Here is a 21781-nt window from a genome sequence, read left to right on the forward strand (position 1 = left end):
TACGATCAACGGCGTGTCAAGATCTCGTCAACTCGCGGACTCCGTGCTGTGGTCGCGCGACGGCAAGCCCAGCGTCGGCCTCGCGGTTCCCTTCGCCGTCCTGGCGGTGGCGTGCCTCGGGGTCATCCTGGTCCCGCCGTACGCCAGCGCGTGGTGGGTCTACGCGCTGGCCGCGCTCGTCCTCGTGGTGGTCGCAGGTCTGCTGGCGCTCTCGCTGCGCCGGCCCGACCGCACGTGGCTGGACCCGGCGCCGGCGTACCTGATGTTCCTCTTCGTGGGACTCGTGCACCACGCCGCGGGCGGCGCACTCGGAGGCACGTCGACCGGCCTGACGGCGAGCCTCCTCCTGCCCATCATCTGGCTGGCCATCACCGGAACGCGGCGGGAGCTGTGGGTGGCGAGCGGCCTGACCGTGCTCGTCTTCGTCCTCCCGATCGTGCTCATCGGAGCCCCGGACTACATGTGGGCCGACTGGCGACGGGCGGTGGTCTGGATCACCGTGGCGATCGTGCTCGCACCGGTCATCCAGCGCATCGTGCACGACCTCGACCGCGAGACCCGTCGTGCCCGGACGGCGAACGAGCGTGTGGAGCGGCTCTTCGACAGCGCCCCGCACGGTGTCGCCCTGCTCGACCCGGCAGGCACGGTCGTCCGCGTCAACACCGCCCTGGCGGTGATCGTCGGCCTGGAGCCGCCCGACATGGTCGGGCACCCCTTCACGAGCTTCGAGACGCCCGGCGAGGACGCCATCTCGGACCACGTGGAGCGCCTGATGTCCCACCGCAGCGAGATCATGGACGCCGAGTGCCGTTTGCGGGACTCGGGCGGCAACGACGTCGCCGTGGCGCTGAGCAGCACCGTGGTGCAGGACCCGCAGATCGGCGACATCGTGATGGTCAACGTCGTCGACGTCTCCGACCGGCGCCGCTACCTCGACCGGCTCGCCCACCTCGCGGACCACGACGTGCTCACCGGGCTGGCCAACCGGCGCCGCTTCGAGAGCGAGCTCGAGCGCCACCTCGACCGGTGCCGGCGCCACGGCCCCAACGGCGCCCTGCTGCTGCTCGACCTCGACAACTTCAAGCAGGTCAACGACTCGCTCGGGCACAACGCCGGCGACCAGCTCCTCGTCACGATCGCGGGGCTGCTGCGTCGCTCGATCCGCAGCACCGACGTCGTGGCACGCGTGGGCGGCGACGAGTTCGCCATCTTGCTCACCGACGCCGACCAGGCCGCTGCCCAGCGGGTGGCGGACCTCGTCGTCGAGCGCATCCGCGACCACGCGGCGACCCTCGACGGCGTACGTCGCCACGTGTCCGCGAGCGTGGGTGCGGTCACCTTCGCGGCGGCCGCCGAGCACTCCGCCGACATCCTCGCCCTGGCCGACATGACGATGTACGACGCCAAGGAGTCGGGCCGCAACCGCGTCGCCCTCCTCGCCGAGGGAGAGGGCCGCGGACCGCGCAGCTCGATGCGGCTGCAGTGGCAGTCCCGGATCGAGGAGGCGCTGGAGCACGACCGCTTCGCGCTCCACTTCCAGCCCATCATGGACATGAAGACCGGTCGCATCGACTCAGCCGAGGTGCTCCTGCGCCTGCGCGGCGAGGACGGCGAGCTCGTGCCGCCCGGCCGCTTCGTCTACATCGCCGAGCGCGCCGGCCTCATGCCGCGGGTCGACCGCTGGGTGCTCGACCGCAGTCTCGAGATGCTCGCGCAGCTGCGCCAGATCGTGCCCGACTTCTGCCTGGAGGTGAACATCTCCGGGGCGTCGATGGGAGACCCGGCCGTCGAGCAGACCATCCTGTCCGCGCTCCAGCGCTTCGAGGTCGACCCGCACGCGCTGATCCTGGAGATCACCGAGACCTCCGCGGTGGCCGACGTTGCCCTGGCCCGTGAGTTCGCCGAGCGGATGGCGGCCCTCGGGTGCCGCTTCGCCCTCGACGACTTCGGCGCGGGCTTCGGCTCCTTCTACTACCTCAAGCACCTGATCTTCGACTACGTGAAGATCGACGGCGAGTTCGTCGCGCACGTCCACCGCTCGTCGGTGGACCGCACGATCGTGCGGTCGATCGTCGGCATCGCCCGCGACCTCGGCAAGGAGACGGTGGCCGAGTTCGTCTCCGACCCCGAGATCCTCGAGGTGGTCCGGGCCGAGGGCGTCGACTACGCCCAGGGCTTCCTCATCGGCAAGCCCGTGCCGATGGACGTCTTCATCGACGAGTTCCTCCTCGCGCCTGCGCCCGCGCTCGCGCCCGCGCCCGCCGTGGCCGCCGTGGCGGCGGACTGAGCGCCGTCGAGACATGGCACCGCAGAGGGGAGCAGGCCGCGTGCAGTGGCTGCAGAGGTCCGTGGGACTGGCGATCGTCGGCACCGCAGCGCTGGGGGCGTCCGCCCTCTGGCTGGCGGTGGCCGCCGGGGCTCCCGAGAGGGGCAGCGCCCCGAGCGAGGGGGTGCTCTTCGGCGCCTGGCGCGTCTTCTACGACACCGAGATGCCCGCGCCGCGCGTCCTCCTGGCCGCGGTGGGAGTCGCACTGCTGCTGGCCGCGGCGGTCGCCGGGCTCGAGCGTCGCCTGCTGACCCGGGCGCGCCGCAGCGAGGACGGCAACCGGATGCCGCTGGCGCCGAAGCTGGTGATGGCCGAGACGCGCGGACACTTCGCCGGTCCCGTCACGATCACGGTCCTCATCCCGGCCCACAACGAGGAGGGCTGCATCGCGGAGACGCTCTCCTCCCTCCTCGCCCAGGAGCCCCCGCCGGCGCGGATCGTGGTCGTCGCCGACAACTGCACCGACGGGACCGTACGCCTGGCGCGCGAGGCCGGCGTCGAGGTCTTCGAGACGGTGGCCAACCGGCACAAGAAGGCGGGCGGGCTCAACCAGGCGCTGCACGACCTCCTCCCCACCCAGGGGGACAACGACTGCGTGATGATCATGGACGCCGACACCACGCTCGACCCCGGCTTCCTCGCCGGCGCCACGCGCCGGCTCACCGACGACCGGGCCCTGATGGCGGTCGGGGGTCTCTTCTACGGCGAGGACGGCTTCGGCCTCATCGGGCAGTTCCAGCGCAACGAGTACACGCGCTACCAGCGCGACCTGCGCCGGCGCCGTGGTCGTGTCTTCGTGCTCACCGGAACGGCGTCGGTCTTCCGCCCGCGTGCCCTGCGCGCGGTGGCCGAGGAGCGCGGTGGGCTCCTGCCCGGCGTGCCGGGCGACGTCTACGACACCGTGGCCCTCACCGAGGACAACGAGCTCACGATCGCGCTGAAGACGCTCGGCGCGCTGATGGTCTCCCCGCGCGAGTGCACCGTCGTCACCGAGGTGATGCCGTCGTGGAGCGGGCTGTGGGCGCAGCGGCTGCGCTGGCAGCGCGGTGCGCTGGAGAACCTCGGCGCCTACGGCATGCGGCCGCAGACCTTCCGCTACTGGATGCAGCAGCTCGGCATCGGCTACGGCGTCATCGCGCTCGCCGCCTACCTGCTGCTGATCCTGCTGATGGTGCTGGCCACGTCGACCTGGGTGTGGTTCCCGTTCTGGATCGGCATCGGCCTCGTCTTCACCCTCGAGCGGGTCGTCACCGTGTGGCGCGGCGGGTGGCGCGCGCGCCTGCTGGCGCTCTCGCTGTTCCCCGAGCTCGGCTACGCGATGTTCCTCAACGTGGTCTACCTCAAGGGCGTGTGGGACCTGACGCTGGCGCGCCAGGCCGACTGGAAGCACGTCGTCCAGCCCGAGTCCGCCGTGCGGACGGGGGTCTGAGGTGTTCGGCGTGGTCCCGATGGGGGTGCTCCTGCCCGACAGCATCATGCGTCACGAGGCCATCGCGGTGCTCGCCGCGTTCGTCGCGATCAACACCATCGTCTACGTGACGCTGTCGGTGGCCAAGATCCTGCCGAAGGTCTACGTCAGCGACTGGTTCACCACGCGCAACCGCCGGGCGGAGACCCGCAGCATCCATCCCGACGCGCCGATCTGACACAGCGGCGGGGCTGCCCAGCCTCGCCCGGAGCATGCGTGCGGGCAGCGAGATCCACGTCACAACCCTTAGACCGATCCAATACGTGCTCGCTCACACAAGCGCTAGCGTCCGGAAAAAGTCGCCGACAACGAGGCCGCGCGAACCGCGACGAACGCTGAAGGAACGGGCATGACCGCCACCATCGACACCCAGACGACTCCGCCGACGACCCACGAGGGCATCCTCGCCTGGGTCACCGAGATCGCCGAGCTCACCCAGCCCGACACCATCCACTGGTGCACCGGCTCCGACGAGGAGTGGGCCCAGCTCACCACCTCCCTCGAGGCGACCGGGACGTTCACGCGGCTGAACCCCGACGTCATGCCCAACTCGTTCCACGCCGCCTCCGACCCGACCGACGTCGCACGGGTCGAGGACCGCACCTACATCTGCTCGGTCGACGAGCGCGACGCCGGCCCCACCAACAACTGGATGGACCCGGCGAAGATGAAGGACCTCATGCGCGGGCTCTACGCCGGCTGCATGCGGGGCCGCACGATGTACGTCATCCCGTTCGTGATGGGCCACCTCGAGGCCGACCAGCCGATGTTCGGCGTCGAGGTCACCGACTCGGCGTACGTCACCGTCTCCATGCGCGTCATGGCCCGCATGGGCAGCGACGTCCTCGACCGCATCGAGGAGCTCGACGCCGCCGGCCGCGACCCCCAGTGGGTGCCGGCGCTGCACTCGGTCGGCATGCCGCTCGAGCCCGGCCAGGCCGACGTCGCGTGGCCGTGCAACGACACCAAGTACATCGTCCAGTTCCCCGAGGAGCGGATGATCTGGAGCTTCGGCTCGGGCTACGGCGGCAACGCCCTGCTCGGGAAGAAGTGCTACGCCCTGCGCATCGCCTCGGTGATGGCGCGCGACGAGGGCTGGCTGGCCGAGCACATGCTCATCCTCAAGCTCACCTCGCCGCAGGGCGTGACCAAGTACGTCGCCGCGGCCTTCCCGAGCGCGTGCGGCAAGACCAACCTGGCGATGCTCAAGCCGACCATCCCCGGCTGGACCGTCGAGGCGATCGGCGACGACATCGCGTGGATGCGGGTCGGCGAGGACGGACGCCTCTGGGCGGTCAACCCCGAGTTCGGCTTCTTCGGCGTCGCTCCGGGAACCAACGAGCACACCAACCCGCACGCGATGGAGACCATCCGCAAGGGCAACTCGGTGTTCACCAACGTTGCGCTGACCCCCGACGGCAACGTGTGGTGGGAGGGCCTGGAGAACACGCCTGCCGAGGCCACCAGCTGGAAGGGCGAGCACTGGACGCCGGAGATCGCCGAGGAGACCGGCGAGCTCTCCAGCCACGCCAACAGCCGCTACTGCACCCCGATCAAGCAGTGCTCGATCCTCGCCGACGAGTACGACGACCCGCGCGGCGTGCCGATCGACGCGATCCTCTTCGGTGGCCGCCGCAAGACCACCATCCCGCTCGTGACCGAGGCCCGCGACTGGAACCACGGCACCTTCATGGGCGCGACGCTCTCCTCGGAGACCACTGCGGCGGCCGTGGGCGCGGTCGGCGTGGTGCGCCGCGACCCGATGGCGATGCTGCCCTTCATCGGCTACAACGCCGGCGACTACTTCGGTCACTGGGTCGGCATCGGCAAGGACAACGATGCCGCGAAGCTGCCGAAGATCTTCTACGTCAACTGGTTCCGCCGCTCCGACGACGGTGACTTCCTGTGGCCCGGGTTCGGCGAGAACAGCCGCGTGCTCAAGTGGATCATCGAGCGCATCGACGGCCAGGCCGCCGCGGTCGAGACCCCCATCGGCCACGTGCCGGCGCCGGGATCGCTCGACGTCGACGGCCTCGGCCTCACCGACGACCAGCTCGCCCAGGCGCTCGCGGTCGACGCGGAGGAGTGGAAGGCCGAGATCCCGCAGATCGAGGAGTGGTTCGAGAAGTTCGGCGACGACCTGCCCGCCGTGCTCTGGAGCGAGCTCGACACGTTGAAGGCGCGCCTCGGGGCCTGACCCCACCGCGTCGTACGCCTCGACCCGCCCACCGGTGCGCCGGTGCGGCGGGTCGTGGCAGTCCGGGGCTGTGTTCCGGGGTGGTCACTGGTGCTCGTGTGGCACGATCACCTCACTGGTGTCGGGGGTGAGCGGGAGGTGCGTCATGCCCTTGGGGCAGCACGAGCGCGCGATCTTCGAGGAGCAGGCCACCCCGCTCTACGAGGAGATCGTGAGCTCCGGCGGGATCGCCGTGACCGACGAGCGCATCGGCCGGCGCGGGGAGCTCCAGCGGGCCTTCGAGCTGCTCGTGGAGGTCGGCCTGGTCGTCAGGAGTGACGACGAGGCCTACTGGCGCGCCGTGGACCCGGCGGCCGTCCAGGCGCGCGTGGTGGCCCCGTTGGGCCAGCAGGGCGCCGAGCTGATCGCGGAGTCCGCCCACTGGGCGCAGGCCTTCAGCACCCTCTCCCACGCCTGGCGTCGCTCGCCCAGCGCCGTCGGCGGGCCCTTCGCGGAGATCCGCGGCCTCGCGACCATCGGGAACTTCCTCGCCTCACTGGTCAGTGACGCCGAGGTCGAGCTGCTGACCGCCCAGCCGCAGGACCGTCGCGGAGTCAAGCAGCTCGGTGAGGCCGGCGCCCGGGAGATCGCCGCCCTCAAGCGCGGCGTCAAGATGCGCACCCTCTACCAGCACGCGGCCCGCCGCGGCACCGACACCCGCAAGTACGTCGCCGCAGTGTCCGCCGCGGGCGCCGAGGTGCGCACCCTCGACGAGTTCTTCAACCGCCTCATCGTGGTCGACCGGCGCATCGCGATCATCCCGAGCCACGAGGGGATGAACGCCGCCATGGTGATCAGCGACCGCTCGATGGTGGGCTACCTCGTCGACATGTTCGAGCGCCACTGGGAGCGGGCGCGGCCCTTCACCAGCAGCGAGACCTCCCTGATGCGTGACATCGCCGCGGAGCAGCGCGCGATGACCATCCGCATGCTCCTGGAGGGGCGGGCCGACCCGGCGGGCGCCAAGCGCCTCGGCGTCAGTCCCCGGACGTACGCCGGCTACGTGGCGGACCTGAAGAACGAGTTCGAGGTGGAGACCCGCTTCCAGCTCGGCTACGAGATGGGCAAGCGGGGGATCTCGGGCCGCGAGACCGACGAGCCCTCGACGAAGTAGCGCGGGTCGGGGAAATGAGGCAAGGGCAGCGACCCATGTCGCTGCCCTTGCTGCCGGGACTGGCCTGTGGGGGAGGCCTTCCGGACCAGAACTCGTGGGGGGTTGAGGGGGTCCGTGTCCCGGCTCTTCACTGCGTGCACATCATGGCACGGCTGGCTCACTTCTTGACGACGACCCGGCCACCCCACGTGGTGTCGATGCCGGCGCTGGCCGCGCCCATCGGAACCACGGCGAAACCGAGTCCGAGAGCCGCCACGAGGGCTGCTGCTGCGATGCGGCGTACAGGGGTCATTGTTTTTCACCTTTGCTCATGTCGCGGTGTCACAGGGGATGACCAGACCATTCTCACCCACCGTCCGGGGTCACGTCCCACCGAACGATCTGCAGGTCTGTGCATTGCAGGATCCTGCAAAGGAGCCGTCGGCCGCGCGTCGGCCCCCTCACGACGGAGGGGGCCGACCCCTGGGCGGAGGCGGAGGGATTTGAACCCTCGATGGGGTTTTAGCCCCAAACCCGCTTAGCAGGCGGGCGCCATAGACCGGACTAGGCGACGCCTCCATGCCCGACCAATGGTCGAGCGCACAGAAGGTTACAAGGCGCAGGGTGCCTGCGCCGAATCAGGTCAGAAGTTCCGCAGTCCCTGGCCGCGCTGGAGGTGTTCTTGGAGGTCGCGGGCGAAGGCCTCCCGGTCCATCGCGAGCATCTCCACGGGGATCGTGGTCGTCCGTCCGTCGCGCAGTCGCAGCACCACCACGGGCGCGTCGACGAGGGTCGTGGTGACGGCGTCCTCGACGTCCTTCCACCGCGCCGACGCAGCGCCGACGCCACGCACCCACTGGACCCGGTAGCCCTCATCGGTGAACTTCACGACCCAGCCCCTCTCGCGCCACAGCCACCAGCAGGCCACCAGCGCCGCGATGGTGATCGCGACCGGCACCAGCAGGAGGACGGTGTGGAGGTCGAGCACCGCGATCAGCAGCGTGCTGACGAGGATGAGCACGGCGACCGCGCACAGCACCACGCCCAGCAGGCGCGCCGCGACGGCGGGGGCGAGGCGGTGCACGGTGGCGGTATCGGTCGTCACGCACCGATTTTCCCACGCGGCCCGTCGGCTCGTCCCCCGGGTGGTCGAGCGCCGCCGTTGGGTAGAGTTCCGCGGTGTGCGGCGTCGCGACGCCGCACGAGGAGGGGTGCCGGAGCGGCCGATCGGAACCGCCTTGAAAGCGGTCGTAGGGAGACCTACCGCGGGTTCGAATCCCGCCCCCTCTGCCAAGGCGAAGCGGAGCGAGCCGCGGGCCGAGGGGGCGTGGGCCGGGTGCGGCGGCTGCCAAGGCGAAGCGGAGCGAGCCGCGGGCCGAGGGCCGAGGGCGCGTGGGCCGGGTGTGGCGGCTGCCGAGCCCGGCGAGGGCTACCCTCGCCGGGTGACCTGGTTCGCCTCGCCCGCCGACGCCGCCACCCGCCTGCGCGAGGCCGGGTACCTCACCGACGACGCGACCGCGCTCACGGCGTACCTCGCGGGCGCGCTGGAGAAGCCGCTGCTCGTCGAGGGCCCGGCCGGCGTCGGCAAGACCGAGCTGGCCAAGGCGGTCGCGCGCGCGACGGGCGCGGAGCTGGTGCGGCTCCAGTGCTACGAGGGACTCGACGAGGCGCGTGCGCTCTACGAGTGGAACTACAAGAAGCAGCTGCTCCGCATCCAGGCCAGCAGTGGCCGAGGATCGGGGCAGGACAGCTGGAGCGAGACCCACGACGACATCTTCACCGAGGAGTTCCTGCTGACGCGGCCGCTGCTGGGCGCGATCCGGCGTGAGGAGCCGACGGTCCTGCTCGTCGACGAGGTCGACAAGACCGACATCGAGGTCGAGGGCCTGCTGCTGGAGGTGCTGAGCGACTTCCAGGTCACCATCCCCGAGCTCGGCACGGTCACGGCCACCCGGCGCCCCTTCGTGGTGCTGACCTCCAACGCCAGCCGCGAGCTGTCCGAGGCGGTGAAGCGGCGCTGCCTGTTCCTGCACCTCGACTACCCCGACGCCGAGCGCGAGCGGGCGATCGTCACCTCCCAGGTGCCGGGCCTCGACGACAAGGTGGCGGCGCAGCTCGTCGACGTGGTCGTGCGTCTGCGTGAGCTCGAGCTGAAGAAGGCTCCCTCGATCGCGGAGTCCGTCGACTGGGCCCGCACGCTGATCGCGCTGCAGATCGGCGACCTCGACGAGGCCACCGTCGCGCGCACCCTCGGCGTCGTGCTCAAGCACGCCTCCGACCAGCGTCGCGCGGTCAAGGAGCTCAAGCTGGCGACGGCCTGATCCGCGGTGAGCCTGCTCGACACCCACATCGGCTTCGTGGAGGCACTGCGCGCCGCGGGGCTGTCGGTCTCGCTCGCCGAGGGGCTCGACGCGATCAGCGCGCTGGAGCAGGTCAGCTGGCACGACCGCGAGACCGTGCGGGCGGCGTACGCCGCGACGCTGGTCAAGCGACAGCCGCAGCGGGTGACCTTCGACGCGGTCTTCGACATCTACTACCCGCGGCTCGTCGGCGACGGTGTCGCGCGCGAGCGCGACGGTGACGAGTCGGAGCCGGCTGCCGGTCCGCGCGACACCGGCCCTGACCTCGAGCGCTTCCGCGAGGCCCTCGCCGAGGCGCTGGCCTCCGGCGACCAGCAGACGTTGCAGGACCTTGCAGCGGAGGCGGTCGCACGCTTCGGGGCGATGCCCGGGCGTGGTCCGGGGCTGTCGAGCTGGTCGGCGTACACCTCCCTCCAGCGGGTCTCGCCCGCCGAGCTCGTGGACCGCCTCGTGCAGGGGCTGCTCGCCGAGGGTCTCGATGCCGACCGGGCCCAGCGCACGGCTGGACGCCGCATCGGGGACTTCACGCGGATGGTGGAGGGCGACGCCCGTCGGCGCATCGCCGAGGAGAAGGGGCCCGAGCACGTCGCGGGCGTGACCGTGCGCCCGACGATCGACCGCCTCGACTTCACCGCCGCCCGGCGCAGCGACCTCGAGGAGATGCGACGCGAGGTCTACCCCCTTGCGCGCCGCCTGGCCGCGCGGCTCACCAAGGAGCAGCACGCCCGCCGTCGCGGCCCCCTCGACGTACGCCGCACCGTGCGCGCCTCGATCGCCACCGGCGGGGTGCCGCTGACCACCCACCACCGTCCGCGGCGCCCGCACCGCACCGAGCTCGTGGTGCTGTGCGACGTCAGTGGGTCGGTCGCGAACTTCGCGCAGTTCACCCTGATGCTGGTCTTCGCGCTGCGGGAGGCCTTCAGCGGCGTGCGGGCCTTCACCTTCGTCGACGACGTGGCCGAGGTCAGCGACGTGTTCCGCCCCGGCGCCGACGTGGCCGAGGTGATGGAGTCACTGGCCGCGAGCATGTCGCAGGCCGCGATGTTCGGCCGCACCAACTACGGACGTGCGCTGACCCGCTTCGCCGAGGAGCACCCCGACGCGATCGGTCCGCGGTCGTCCCTGCTGGTCCTCGGCGACGGGCGCTCGAACTACAGCGACCTCGCGCTGCCCGTGCTCGCCGACCTCGCGGGACGGGCCCGGCACGCGTGGTGGCTCAACCCCGAGCACCCGCGGCACTGGGCCACCGGCGACAGCGCGGCCGACCAGTACGGCGCGATCGTGCCGATGGTGGAGTGCCGCAACCTCGCCCAGCTCGGCGAGTTCGTGCACGCGATCGCGTGAGGGGCGCTCAGCCGGCGAGGTAGCCGAGTCCCTGGAGCCGGGAGATCTCGGCCCTGAGCTCGGGGTGCTGGGCGCTGTCGGCGGCACGGGCGCCGGCGACGTAGACGTGGGCGCCGGCGCGGTCGCCGCTGTCGAAGACCACCGTGAGGCGGTTGGTCGTGCGCGCGTTGATCAGCGAGCCGAGGAGTGCGACGGGGTCGGCCCGGTCCTCCAGGGAGAGCATGCGCACGGCGTCGGGGATCCGGGGCACCTGCGCCGACGGCGCGCCGGCGGTGACGACCTGGTCGACCACGAAGCGGGAGGAGACGAGGCTCGCCGCGATCTCGGCGGCGACGGTGCCGCCGGCGGCGGACCCGACGAGCATGACGCGCGCGTCGTCCTCGGTCACCGCCTTCTCGATCGCCCGCACGACCTGGCCGGCCGACGTGGTCGGGTCCGCGCCGACGAGGCGGAGCCGGCCGGACTCCGTGCCCAGCGAGCCGGGCAGGTAGGCGATGTAGCGGCCCGTGCCCACGCGCTGGACGCTGATCCGGCGGTCCTCGGCGACCAGGTTGGCCATCAGCTCCTCGAGGGAGTGCGGTGCCCCGGCGGCGTCCGTGCCCACCTCGGGCTCGGCCTCCTCGACCTCGACGAAGGAGCCTGCCGAGTCGCGGAATGCCGACACCGCGTCGGTCGGGAACGGGTCGACACCGATCGCCCGGAGGCCGCCGCGCGCAGCGGCCGCACCCTGGTCGGAGGACAGCACGCCCGCGGTGAGCAGCGAGCGCATGTGGAGGCCGTCGAGCAGGCCACCGCCACCCGACAGGTGCTCCATGAGGTCGGGGTTGCTCTCGGCGAGCTCGCTCAGGTAGGCGGTGACCCCGTCGCGGTCGAGCATGTCGCTCTCGATCAGGCCGGCGCTGACGATCGCGCCACCCAGCGCCACCTCGGGGGCGAGGTAGCCGATGGCGCGGCCGGCGATCGACCCGAGCGTCGTGTAGGCCGCCTGCTGGAGCTCGTCGATCCAGCGGTAGGTCAGCACCGTGGCGCGTACGACGAGCGCGTCGGCGTCGAGCTCCACCGAGCGGGTGAGCAGCCCGTGCTTGCCCGTGGTGGCGGCCCGGACGTCCTCCTCGGCCCGGCCCCAGGTGGCGGGGGAGAGCGGACCGGAGTCGACGACGTCGTCGTCGCGCAGGATCTCCGCACCCAGGCGGGCCCGGGTGCGCATCTCGTTGCCGGAGGCGTCGAAGAGGTCGGCGAGCGCCAGCATCTGGTCGTACTTGTCCGCAGCGACGGCCGCCGAGGAGTCGTCGTCGGCGCTGTGGGTGCGGGGGATGTCGAGGTCACTCATCGGTGGGCTCCTCCCGGACCAGGACCTGCGCGAGCACGGGGGCGAGCTCGGTGGCGAGGGCGTCGGGGTCGACGCGGACGACCGAGACGCGCGCGCCGTCGTCGTGGCGGGGGGTGAGGGAGTGCCAGCCGTCCTTCAGCAGCACCCACGAGACCACGCCCACCGCGGTGGTGGCACGCTCGGACACCTCGGCGGCCAGGATGCGCAGCCGGCCGCGGCCCTCGGCGTGCACGGCGGAGACCGCGGCGGCCGCCTCGGCGTCACCGAGCTCGTCGCCGTCGGCCAGCACGGCACCGTCGGCATGGCCGACCAGCACCGGGACCAGGTCGGAGCGACCCGACCGCAGCGCCTCGCCGACCGAGTCGGCCAGCGCGTAGGGCACGTCGAGACGGGCCGGCACCTGCGAGCTGGTCAGCGGCAGGTCCTCGGGAACTGCGGTCACGCGCGCGAGCTCGGTGGTCCACTGCGTGACGGGGAACCACGCGAGCTCGAAGACGATGCCGTCGCAGGTCGACAGGCTCGCCACCGCGTCACCGGCCTGGCGGTGCCACGCCTTGACCTGGGTGGCACCGGCAGCGACGTCGATGTCGAGGGCGAGGCGCGGCGTCGCGAGCAGGCCGACCGCACCGAGCACGCCCGGGTCGGCGCCCTCGTCGGTGAGCAGGCCGCGTCGCCGGAGGGTGTCGTGCGGGTCGTGGAGGGTGCCCAGCGCGTCGGCGTACGCCGAGTCCTCGGCCGAGCCGCGGCTCTGGCCCAGGCGTCCCGAGAGCGAACCTGCGTCGGTGGCCTCCCCGGGGTGGAGGTCGAAGGGGAGCGGTGCCCCGCCGGCGAGCTCGGCGACCACGCGCAGCTCGGGGAGGGTCAGGGCGAGCCGTCGCGCGAGGCCGTCGAGGAAGCTCGCCGGCACCGGGGGCGGGGTCGTGAGGTCGATGGTCACCATGTCAGAGGCCCGGGAGGTCGACGGTCAGCCAGTCCCGGTGGCCGGACGGGGGAGGGTCGAAGGCGAGGAGCAGGGCCTCGGCGTCGTCGGGGGCAGTCGCCGGGTCGGCCTCGGCGGCGCGGGTGCGGGCGTCCTCGACGAGTGAGGTCGCCCTGTGCGCGCGGGTCTCGATCGCCTCCTTGAGGGAGTCGACCTCGACCAGGTGGCGGGCGAGCGAGTCGGCCGCGGTCTCGTGGTGGGCGGCGGCCGCGCGGAGGTGGTCGGCGCGGTCCTGGATGCGCTCGCGCATCGCGTCGGCGGCCTTGCCGTGCCACGGCACGGCCTCGGCCTGCGACACGAGGCGCTGGGCGAGGGCCCGGATGTCGCCGCTCTGCTCGCGCAGCTGCGCGACGCGCCTGCGGCCCGCGGCGGAGTCGCCGTACATCGATCACACCCTTTCGTCGGGGGACGACTACCCGGGAGGCGGCCCGCCCAAACGTTCCCACGTGGACGAGGAGGCATTCTGGCACCGCGCGAGGGCGCTGGGACGCGGCCCGTCGGACCGGTTCCGGCCGATAGGATCGGGCGCAGGCCCGACCTGCCTCCCGCCGGACCCCGTGACTGAGGTGTGCATGACCTTCGACGTCCACCAGCTCGACGTGTTCGTGCTGGTCGGCGCGGTCGTGACGTTGGCGGCGATCCTCGCGGTGCGGGTCTCGGCCGGCGTGGGCCTGCCGTCGCTGCTGATCTACCTGCTGATCGGCGTCGTGCTGGGCGAGGGGGGACCCTTCGGGATCCCCTTCGACGACGCGCAGCTCGCGCACGCGCTCGGGTTCGGGGCCCTGGCGGTGATCCTGGCCGAGGGCGGTCTCACCACGGACTGGAGACAGGTGCGCCCGAGCATCCGCCTCGGGCTGTCGCTGGCGACCGTCGGGATCGCGGTGTCGGTCGCGGTCGTGGCCGTCGCCACCCACTACCTCCTCGGCCTGCCGTGGGAGCTGGCCGTCCTGCTCGGTGCGATCTGCTCGCCCACCGACGCAGCGGCGGTGTTCTCCGTGCTCCGGGCACTCCCCCTGCCCAAGCGGCTGACCGGCGCGCTCGAGGCGGAGTCCGGCCTCAACGACGCCCCGACCGTCGTGCTCGTCGGCATCATCTCGACCGGCGCGGTCGGCGAGGCCGGGCTGGCCGAGACGGCGGGCATCATCGCCTTCGAGCTCAGCGTCGGCGGGCTCGTGGGGGTGGTCTGCGGGGTGGCGGGCGCGTGGCTGATGCGGCGGGTGGCGCTGCCGTCCTCGGGCCTCTACCCGCTGGCCGTGCTGTGCCTGGCGTTCACGGCGTACGGCGTCTCGTCCGCGCTGCACGCCTCCGGCTTCGCCGCGATCTACGTCGCCGCCCTCATCCTCGGCAACAGCGAGCTCCCGCACCGCGTCGCGACGCGCTCCTTCGCCGAGGGCGTCGCGTGGCTCGCCCAGATCGGCCTGTTCGTGATGCTGGGCCTGCTGCTCTCCCCCTCGCGCATCGACCTCGACACGGTCGTCCAGGCGCTCGTCACCGGGCTCGTGCTCACGCTGGTCGCGAGACCCCTGTCGGTGCTCGTCAGCAGCATCGCGCAGCCGATGGCCCCGCGCGACCTGGCCTTCATCTCCTGGGCCGGGCTGCGCGGTGCGGTGCCGATCGTGCTCGCCACCATCCCGCTCTCCGAGGGCGTCGACGGCGCCGACGACCTCTTCGACATCGTCTTCGTGATGGTCGTGGTCTACACGCTGCTCACCGGCCCGACGCTGCCGTGGGTGGCGCGCCGCCTGCGGGTCGCGCGACGCTCCGAGCCGCGCGGCCTCGACGTCGAGGCAGCCCCGCTCGACCGGGTGGACGCCGACCTGCTCCAGGTGAGCATCGCGCCCACGTCGAAGATGCACGGCGTCGAGGTCGGGGAGCTGCGGCTGCCCCCGGGGGCGTCGGTCTCGCTGGTGATCCGCAGCGGCGACGTGCTGGTGCCGGAGCTGCGTACGGTCCTGCGCCACGGCGACGACCTCGTGGTCGTCACGCCACGGAAGCTGCGCGAGGCCACCGAGGCGCGGATGCGGCAGGTCTCGGCGAACGGGCGGCTCGCGCAGTGGCTCGGTGACCCCTCGCGGCGCGAGCGCGACTGAGGCCGGGGCTACTCCGAGCCGGTGGCGCGGCAGTAGGTGGCGTCCGCCTTGGCGACCACGGACTCGACCTGCTTCTTGCGCAGCGACTGGAACTCCTCGCCGACCACGACGACGACGCCCGGGCCCAGTGCGTCACCCTCCACGACCTGGGCTCGCCTGAACTGCCGCTTGACGAGCAGGACCGCCGGGTTCTTGGGCTCGCTCGCCCAGATCTGGGTGGTCGTCGCCGGCAGCGGCGAGTCGCCGACGTCACCCTCGACGAAGCCGCGCTCCGCGAGCTGGGCGCTGGTCGCTCCGGCCAGACCGCTGCGTCCGCTGCCGTTGAAGACGCTGACCACGACCTGGTCGCGGCGCACCTCGGAACCGGCGGCGACCGTGGTGTCCTCGCAGATGGCGACCGGCTCCTCCTGCGGGAGCGGCTCGGTCAGCGCGGCCCAGCCCCACAGCGCGGCGACGACCACCAGCAGGGCCAGCGCGCCGAGGGTGAGCGCGGACTTCACGGCACCCGTCATCAGCCGTCCGCCAGGTGGACGCGGGCGTGCAGCACGCTGCGCTGCTGGAGCGCGGCGCGCAGGGCGCGGTGGAGGCCGTCCTCGAGGTAGAGGTCGCCCTGCCACTGCACGACGTGGGCGAAGAGGTCGCCGTAGAACGTGGAGTCCTCGTCGAGGAGGGTGTCGAGCCGCAGGGTGTCCTTGGTGGTCACCAGCTCGTCGAGGCGCACCTGGCGCGGGGGCAGGTCCGCCCAGCCGCGCGAGTCGAGCCCGTGGTCGGGGTAGGGCCGGCCGTCGCCCACCCGCTTGAAGATCACGCCCGTGATCATAACGACGCCCCTCTCGGGCCCCGCGCCGCTCCGTCCGGCGCGGCTAGGCTCGCGCCATGAGTGAGACTCCCGAGGCAGCGCAGCAGGCTCCCGCCGACCCGATCTCGGCCGCCGTCGCGCCGGGCTACGACTTCGAGGGCCCGGCACTCGAGCTCGGTGGCCTGATGCTCGACGCGGACACGCTCGGCGACGTGCCGATCAGGATCCCGCTGGCGATGCTCAACCGGCACGGCCTGGTGGCCGGGGCGACCGGCACCGGCAAGACGAAGACCCTCCAGCTGCTGGCCGAGCAGCTCAGCACCCAGGGCGTGCCGGTCTTCGCCGCCGACATCAAGGGCGACCTCTCCGGTCTCAGCCAGCCGGGCGAGAGCAGCGAGAAGCTCACCGCGCGTACGGCGAGCGTGGGCCAGCAGTGGACGGCGACGGGCTTCCCGACCGAGTTCTACGCCATCGGCGGCCAGGGCATCGGCGTACCGGTGCGGGTCACGATGAGTGCCTTCGGCCCGACCCTGCTGGCCAAGGTGCTCGGCCTCAACGAGACGCAGGAGTCCTCACTCGGGCTCGTCTTCTACTACTGCGACTCCCACGGCCTGCCGCTGCTCGACCTCGCCGACCTGCGCGCCGTCCTGCAGTACCTCACCGGCGACCCGGCCGGGAAGGCCGAGCTCAAGACCATCGGGGGGCTCTCGCCGCAGACCGCCGGCGTCATCCTGCGCGAGCTGGTCTCCTTCGAGGCCCAGGGCGCCGACGTGTTCTTCGGAGAGCCGGAGTTCGAGACCAAGGAGTTCCTCCGCACCACCGACGACGGCCGCGGTGTCATCAGCCTGCTCGAGCTGCCGAACCTGCAGGACCGGCCCGCGGTCTTCTCCACCTTCCTGATGTGGCTGCTCGCCGACCTCTTCCACGACCTCCCCGAGGAGGGCGACCTCGACAAGCCCAAGCTGGTCTTCTTCTTCGACGAGGCGCACCTGCTCTTCAAGGACGCCTCCGACGCCTTCCTCGACCAGATCGCGCAGACCGTGCGGCTGATCAGGTCGAAGGGAGTCGGTGTCTTCTTCGTGACGCAGTCGCCGACCGACGTCCCCGACGAGGTGCTCGGCCAGCTCGGCTCGCGCGTGCAGCACCAGCTCCGCGCGCACACGCCCAACGACGCCAAGGCACTGAAGGCGACCGTCAACACCTATCCCACCAGCGCCTACGACGACCTCGGCGAGGTCATCATGTCGCTCGGCATCGGCGAGGCCGTCGTGACCGTGATGAACGAGCGCGGCGCCCCGACGCCGGTCGCCTGGACGCGGCTGCGCGCGCCGGAGTCGCTGATGGACGCCGCCGAGACCTCCGCGATGGAGGCCGCGGTGGCGGCATCCCCGCTCGCCCCGAAGTACGCCGAGGCGATCGACCGCGAGTCCGCGCGCGAGCTGCTGGCCAAGAAGCTCGAGGAGGGCGCTCGCAAGGCGGCCGAGGACGCCCGGGTGGAGGAAATGGCCCGCGAGCAGCGCCACGAGCGGGTGAGCAAGAAGTCCTCCAAGCCCGCGCCGGAGGAGGACTCCATGATGGAGAGCGTCGTGAAGTCGCCGGTGTTCAAGGACTTCATGCGCACCGCAGCACGCGAGATCGCCCGGGGGATGTTCGGCTCCGGTCGCCGCTGAGGGTTCCCGGGCGCCACCCGGCGTCACATGGTCGGGTCGAGCCAGGCCAGCTGGGTCGTCTGCGTGCCGCCGTCGCGGGTGACGACGCGCGCCCGACCCTCGGGCGCGGGCTGCGGGCGGAGGTTGCCGATCAGCACGCCCTCGTCGCGCGGGCCCGAGAGCATCACTCCCGGCATCGCGAGGTCGCGCAGCGACTGGATGACCGGCTCGTAGAGCGCGCGGGAGGCACCGCCCGTGCGCCGTGCCACCACCACGTGGAGGCCGACGTCGCGGGCCTGCGCCATCAGCGGCTGCAGCGAGGAGACGGGCGAGGACTGCTGGGTGGCGACCAGGTCGTAGTCGTCGACGACGACGAAGACCTCTGCGCCGGTCCACCACGAGCGGCTGCGCAGCTGGTCCGGCGTCACGTCGGGACCGGGGATGCGGCCCTCGAGGTAGCTCGCGATGTCCTTCAGCGTCGGCGTGGCCTGGGTCGCGGAGGTCAGGTAGTTCAGCAGGTACTCGTCGGGGACCTCGCCGAGCAGCGAGCGCCGGTAGTCGACCAGGACGATCTGCGCCTCCTTGGGCGTGCGCGTGCGCATGACCTCGTGGACGTACGCCCGCAGCAGTGCGCTCTTGCCCGACTGTCCGTCGCCGAAGATCAGCATGTGCGGCTCGGCGTCGACGTCGAGGCCGACCGGGGCGAGCTCCTTCTCGTTGATGCCGAGCAGGATCTGGCGCTCGGGCAGCTGGCGGCGCACGGCGTCCTCGCGGATGGCCTCCAGCGTGACCTTCTCCGGCAGCAGGCGCAGCTTGGGGCCCTCGGGGCCCTTCCACGCGGCGGCCATCGTGTGGATGAGGTCGTCGACGCCGTCGCCGAGGGTGTCGGCGTTGCCGTCGCCGTCGATGCGCGGAAGCGCACCGAGGAAGTGCAGCTTCGACGGCACCAGGCCGCGCCCGGGCCGGCCGACGGGCACGAGGGCCGCGACCTTGCGGTCGACCTCGGAGTCGAGCGGGTCACCGAGGCGCAGCTCGAGCTTGGAGCCGAAGACGTCGCGCATCGCGGCGCGGTAGTCGGCCCAGCGGGTGGAGGCGGTGACGATGTGGAGGCCGAAGGTCAGGCCGCGGGCGGCGAGCTGCTGGATCTCCATCTCGAGGTCGTCGAACTCCGCACGCAGCGTGCTCCAGCCGTCGATGACGAGGAAGACGTCGCCCCAGCCGTCGTCGACGCGGCCCTGGGCGCGACGCGAGCGGTAGGTCTCGATGGAGTCGATGCCGTTGGTGCGGAAGTAGGCCTCGCGGCGGTCGACGATGCCCTCGACCTCCGCCATCACACGGCGTACGACGTCGGGCTCGGAGCGCGTTGCGACACCCGAGACGTGCGGCAGCCGGGCCAGTGGCGCGAACGTGCCGCCGCCGAAGTCGAGCACGAAGAACTGCGACTCCATCGGGGTGGTCACCAGCGCCATGCTCGTGACGATGGTGCGCAACAGCGTGCTCTTGCCCGAGCGCGGGCCGCCGACGACGGCGACGTGGCCCGCGGCGCCGGTGAGGTTGAGCGTCATCGTGTCGCGGCGCTGCTCGCGGGGGCGGTCGACGGTGCCGAGCGGGATCACCAGGCCGGGCACGTCGCGCCACTGCGGCGAGGTCAGGCCCAGGTCGGGGTGCTCGACGAGGTCGGGCATGAGCTCGTCGAGGGTGTCGGGCACGTCGAGCGGCGGCAGCCACACCTGGTGCGCCTCGGGGCCCTTGCCGATCATCCGGGTCACGGCGATGTCGAGCAGCGAGGGCTGCTCGCCCTGCGGCTGCGGGGCGGCGACGTCGGCGGCGTCGTCGGCCACCGGCTCGAGCGCCTGCACCTCGGAGATCGTGAAGGGCAGGATGCCGCGGATGGCGCCGCCCTCGTCGCGGGTGACGCGGGTGCGGCTCGACGGCGGCCCCGAGACGTACGCCGCCTTGAAGCGCAGCAGCGTGGACTGGTCGGGCTTGAGGTAGCCCAGGCCCGGGACGGCGGGGAGCTCGTAGGCGTCCGGCACGCCGAGGACCGCGCGCGACTCGCCGGCGGAGAAGGTGCGCAGGCCGACGCGGTAGGACAGGTGCGACTCCAGGCCGCGCAGGCGCCCCTCCTCGAGGCGTTGCGAGGCGAGCAGCAGGTGCAGGCCGAGGGAGCGGCCGAGGCGGCCGATGGCGACGAAGAGGTCGATGAACTCCGGTTTGGCCGAGAGCATCTCGGAGAACTCGTCGACGACGATGAACAGCGACGGCATCGGCTCGAGCGGCTCGCCGTTGGCGCGGGCCTTCTCGTAGTCGCGGACCGAGGCGTAGTTGCCGGCGTCGCGCAGCAGCTCCTGGCGACGCGTCATCTCGCCGGACAACGCGTCCTGCATGCGGTCGACGAGGGTGAGCTCGTTGGCGAGGTTGGTGATGACGGCCGAGACGTGCGGCATGTCGGCCATGCCGGCGAAGGTCGCGCCACCCTTGAAGTCGACGAGCACGAGGTTGAGCTGCTCCGAGGAGTGCGTCATGACCAGGCCGAGCACCAGCGTGCGCAGGAACTCCGACTTCCCGGACCCGGTCGCGCCGATCACCAGGCCGTGGGGGCCCATGCCCTGCTGGGCGGACTCCTTGATGTCGAGGTGGATCAGGCCACCGGAGTCACCGATGCCGATCGGCACCCGCAACCGGTCGCGCGCCGGCCGTGGCCGCCAGGCGGTGGCGGGGTCGTAGGCGAAGATGTCGCCGAGCCCGAGCAGGTCCATGTGGTCAGGGGTCGTCGAGGTGATGTCGACGGCGCCGCCGGCCGAGGACGACTCCGCGCTCGCGGTCTTCAGCGGCGCGATGCGACGTGCGTACGCCTCCGCGGTGGCGATGTCGCACTGGTCGGCCAGTGCCCGCACGGGCTCGCCGCGCAGCCGCAGCGCGCTGACCGGGCGCTTGCCCAGCTCGTCGGGGCCGTCGGCGAACTCCAGCCGCAGCCGCGTCGAGTCCTCGAGCTCGTCCCACCGGCTCGGCAGGTCGAGCAGCGTCACGCCGTGCAGGCCGTCGGGCGGCACGATGTGGTTGCCGGGCGGCAGGTGGCCGCCGTCGATGACCAGCAGGATGTGGGGTGTCGCGGCCCGCTCGTCGGCACCGAAGCGGGGCCGGTCGCCGAGGTCGGGGGGCAGCAGGTTGCCGAGGTCGTCGAGCGACGTCGAGACCAGGCGCATCGGCCCGACCGCGTCGACCTCGCGGGTGCTCTGGGCGTGGGGGAGCCACTTGACCCAGTCCCAGTGCGTGAGGTTCTGCTCAGAGCTGAGCACCGCGACGATCAGCTGGTCGGGGTTCTGGAAGGCCGTCGCCGAGCAGATCATCGCCCGCGCGGTCGAGCGGACCTCCTCGGCGTCGCCGCACAGCTCGATGCGGTCGAAGGCGCGCAGGTCGATCGAGGCCGGCAGGTGGGGCTGGAGCCGGTGCACCACCAGCAGGCGGTGGAGCGCGGACGCGGCGGCCGGGTCGACCTGGTCGACGGGCGCGCTCTCCGGTGGCACCAGCTCCAGCGACAGCGGCTGTGAGCACAGGCCGTAGCGGACGTGGAGGAAGTTGTCGTCGGAGGCGGTGTGCTCCCACAGGCGGGTGCGGTCCTCGGCGAGCGCGGGCAGCGCGGACGGCTCGGGGTGGTGCCAGTTGAGTGCGCGGCGCTGCTGGTCGGCCGCCTCGCGGGCGACCTTGCGGATGTTGCCGAGGTAGCGGAGGTACTCGGTGCGCGAGCCGGTGACCTGCTGGGCGCGCTGCTTCCGCTGCCGGTCGATCTGCACGATGATGAAGCCGAGCGTGGCGAAGAGGAACATGCCAGCCGCGAGGAAGCTGCGGGTGCGGTTGCCGCCGCCGCCCATCGTGGCGACGAGCACGATCGAGCCGAGGCTGCCGAGCATCGGGATGGCGTTCATCAGGACGCCACCGGCGCCCTCGCCCTCCTGCAGCTCCGGCGGGGGCTGGAGCACGATCTGACCGCCCGGCATCTCCGGCTCGTCGAGCCTCTGGCCGCCCCGCAGTGTCGTGCTCACGCGTCCCCCGTTGCCTCACCCGTCGAAGTCGCGACGATGATAGGTGTGCACCAGCACGGGCGCG

At 72.1% G+C, this 21781-nt stretch carries 17 protein-coding genes and 2 tRNA genes; 10 read left to right on the forward strand and 9 right to left on the reverse strand.

All coding sequences use genetic code 11. The features are described from left to right. The first annotated feature begins 13 nt into the window (after positions 1-13). The 5 genes from K4G59_RS00350 to K4G59_RS00370 all read left to right on the forward strand — a co-directional run bounded on the left by K4G59_RS00350 (position 14) and on the right by K4G59_RS00370 (position 7144). Complete coding sequence (locus K4G59_RS00350; RefSeq protein WP_231248510.1) at positions 14-2287, forward strand: putative bifunctional diguanylate cyclase/phosphodiesterase; 2274 nt, start codon at positions 14-16, stop codon at positions 2285-2287. A 13-nt stretch (positions 2288-2300) separates the two neighbouring features. Continuing rightward, complete coding sequence (locus K4G59_RS00355) at positions 2301-3755, forward strand: glycosyltransferase family 2 protein (RefSeq protein ID WP_231248511.1); 1455 nt, start codon at positions 2301-2303, stop codon at positions 3753-3755. Between the two features lie 10 nt (positions 3756-3765). Then, positions 3766-3972, forward strand: coding sequence for a hypothetical protein (locus tag K4G59_RS00360; RefSeq protein WP_231248512.1), 207 nt, complete (start codon positions 3766-3768; stop codon positions 3970-3972). 171 nt (positions 3973-4143) lie between these two features. After that, entirely contained in the window at positions 4144-5991 is a 1848-nt protein-coding gene (locus K4G59_RS00365; protein WP_231248513.1) for a phosphoenolpyruvate carboxykinase (GTP), read from the forward strand. A gap of 145 nt (positions 5992-6136) precedes the next feature. After that, positions 6137-7144, forward strand: coding sequence for a TrmB family transcriptional regulator (locus K4G59_RS00370; RefSeq protein WP_231248514.1), 1008 nt, complete (start codon positions 6137-6139; stop codon positions 7142-7144). Positions 7145-7301: 157 nt separating this feature from the next. On the opposite strand, the gene K4G59_RS19775 is transcribed toward K4G59_RS00370, so the two are convergent. From K4G59_RS19775 to K4G59_RS00380, 3 genes are all read right to left on the reverse strand, one after another. Further along, on the reverse strand, positions 7302-7436 hold the full coding sequence (locus K4G59_RS19775) for a hypothetical protein (RefSeq protein ID WP_269209482.1): 135 nt from the start codon (positions 7434-7436) through the stop codon (positions 7302-7304). 175 nt (positions 7437-7611) lie between these two features. Continuing rightward, a tRNA-Ser gene (locus K4G59_RS00375) sits at positions 7612-7702 on the reverse strand. Between the two features lie 64 nt (positions 7703-7766). Then, positions 7767-8228: a hypothetical protein gene (locus K4G59_RS00380; protein ID WP_231248515.1), complete on the reverse strand. Its 462-nt coding sequence runs from the start codon at positions 8226-8228 to the stop codon at positions 7767-7769. A 100-nt stretch (positions 8229-8328) separates the two neighbouring features. On the opposite strand from K4G59_RS00380, the gene K4G59_RS00385 reads away from it, so the two are divergent. The 3 genes from K4G59_RS00385 to K4G59_RS00395 all read left to right on the forward strand — a co-directional run bounded on the left by K4G59_RS00385 (position 8329) and on the right by K4G59_RS00395 (position 10827). Continuing rightward, positions 8329-8416, forward strand: a tRNA-Ser gene (locus K4G59_RS00385). Between the two features lie 149 nt (positions 8417-8565). After that, positions 8566-9444 carry an AAA family ATPase gene (locus K4G59_RS00390; protein WP_231248516.1) on the forward strand — a complete coding sequence of 293 codons (879 nt, stop codon included), beginning with the start codon at positions 8566-8568 and terminating at the stop codon, positions 9442-9444. Positions 9445-9450: 6 nt separating this feature from the next. Next, positions 9451-10827, forward strand: a complete 1377-nt coding sequence (locus tag K4G59_RS00395) for a vWA domain-containing protein (protein WP_231248517.1) — start codon at positions 9451-9453, stop codon at positions 10825-10827. A 7-nt stretch (positions 10828-10834) separates the two neighbouring features. Here the strand turns inward: K4G59_RS00395 and K4G59_RS00400 are convergent, their stop codons facing one another. The 3 genes from K4G59_RS00400 to K4G59_RS00410 are packed head-to-tail and all read right to left on the reverse strand — an operon-like array spanning position 10835 to position 13521. Next, the gene (locus tag K4G59_RS00400; protein ID WP_231248518.1) at positions 10835-12157 is read right to left on the reverse strand and encodes a hypothetical protein; all 1323 of its coding nucleotides are present in this window, start codon (positions 12155-12157) and stop codon (positions 10835-10837) included. Further along, entirely contained in the window at positions 12150-13097 is a 948-nt protein-coding gene (locus K4G59_RS00405; RefSeq protein WP_231248519.1) for a hypothetical protein, read from the reverse strand. Before K4G59_RS00405 ends, K4G59_RS00400 begins: the two co-directional genes overlap by 8 nt. A gap of 1 nt (position 13098) precedes the next feature. Beyond that, positions 13099-13521, reverse strand: coding sequence for a hypothetical protein (locus tag K4G59_RS00410; protein ID WP_231248520.1), 423 nt, complete (start codon positions 13519-13521; stop codon positions 13099-13101). A 187-nt stretch (positions 13522-13708) separates the two neighbouring features. Between K4G59_RS00410 and K4G59_RS00415 the strand changes: the two genes are divergently transcribed. Then, positions 13709-15226 carry a potassium/proton antiporter gene (locus K4G59_RS00415; protein ID WP_231248521.1) on the forward strand — a complete coding sequence of 506 codons (1518 nt, stop codon included), beginning with the start codon at positions 13709-13711 and terminating at the stop codon, positions 15224-15226. A gap of 8 nt (positions 15227-15234) precedes the next feature. On the opposite strand, the gene K4G59_RS00420 is transcribed toward K4G59_RS00415, so the two are convergent. Both K4G59_RS00420 and K4G59_RS00425 read right to left on the reverse strand, forming a co-directional pair. Beyond that, positions 15235-15738: a LytR C-terminal domain-containing protein gene (locus K4G59_RS00420; protein ID WP_231248522.1), complete on the reverse strand. Its 504-nt coding sequence runs from the start codon at positions 15736-15738 to the stop codon at positions 15235-15237. Beyond that, on the reverse strand, positions 15738-16034 hold the full coding sequence (locus tag K4G59_RS00425) for a type II toxin-antitoxin system VapB family antitoxin (protein ID WP_207083576.1): 297 nt from the start codon (positions 16032-16034) through the stop codon (positions 15738-15740). Before K4G59_RS00425 ends, K4G59_RS00420 begins: the two co-directional genes overlap by 1 nt. Before the next feature lie 68 nt (positions 16035-16102). On the opposite strand from K4G59_RS00425, the gene K4G59_RS00430 reads away from it, so the two are divergent. Further along, on the forward strand, positions 16103-17695 hold the full coding sequence (locus K4G59_RS00430; RefSeq protein ID WP_231248523.1) for a helicase HerA-like domain-containing protein: 1593 nt from the start codon (positions 16103-16105) through the stop codon (positions 17693-17695). A 23-nt stretch (positions 17696-17718) separates the two neighbouring features. Here K4G59_RS00430 and eccCa read toward each other — a convergent pair whose 3' ends face one another. Beyond that, a complete protein-coding gene (eccCa, locus tag K4G59_RS00435) occupies positions 17719-21717 on the reverse strand; it encodes a type VII secretion protein EccCa (protein WP_231248524.1) in 3999 nt (1332 codons plus the stop codon). Positions 21718-21781: the final 64 nt, after the last annotated feature.

This window comes from Nocardioides furvisabuli (assembly GCF_021083185.1).
GTDB classification, from domain to species: domain Bacteria; phylum Actinomycetota; class Actinomycetes; order Propionibacteriales; family Nocardioidaceae; genus Nocardioides; species Nocardioides furvisabuli.

Excerpts from the sequence above, each read along its gene's own strand:
- K4G59_RS00355 (WP_231248511.1), top strand. The coding sequence starts at position 2,301 with ATGGCACCGCAGAGGGGAGCAGGCCGCGTGCAGTGGCTGCAGAGGTCC.
- K4G59_RS00365 (WP_231248513.1), top strand. The coding sequence starts at position 4,144 with ATGACCGCCACCATCGACACCCAGACGACTCCGCCGACGACCCACGAG.
- K4G59_RS00370 (WP_231248514.1), top strand. The coding sequence starts at position 6,137 with ATGCCCTTGGGGCAGCACGAGCGCGCGATCTTCGAGGAGCAGGCCACC.
- K4G59_RS19775 (WP_269209482.1), bottom strand. The coding sequence starts at position 7,436 with ATGACCCCTGTACGCCGCATCGCAGCAGCAGCCCTCGTGGCGGCTCTC.
- K4G59_RS00400 (WP_231248518.1), bottom strand. The coding sequence starts at position 12,157 with ATGAGTGACCTCGACATCCCCCGCACCCACAGCGCCGACGACGACTCC.
- K4G59_RS00405 (WP_231248519.1), bottom strand. The coding sequence starts at position 13,097 with ATGGTGACCATCGACCTCACGACCCCGCCCCCGGTGCCGGCGAGCTTC.
- K4G59_RS00410 (WP_231248520.1), bottom strand. The coding sequence starts at position 13,521 with ATGTACGGCGACTCCGCCGCGGGCCGCAGGCGCGTCGCGCAGCTGCGC.
- K4G59_RS00415 (WP_231248521.1), top strand. The coding sequence starts at position 13,709 with ATGACCTTCGACGTCCACCAGCTCGACGTGTTCGTGCTGGTCGGCGCG.
- K4G59_RS00420 (WP_231248522.1), bottom strand. The coding sequence starts at position 15,738 with ATGACGGGTGCCGTGAAGTCCGCGCTCACCCTCGGCGCGCTGGCCCTG.
- K4G59_RS00430 (WP_231248523.1), top strand. The coding sequence starts at position 16,103 with ATGAGTGAGACTCCCGAGGCAGCGCAGCAGGCTCCCGCCGACCCGATC.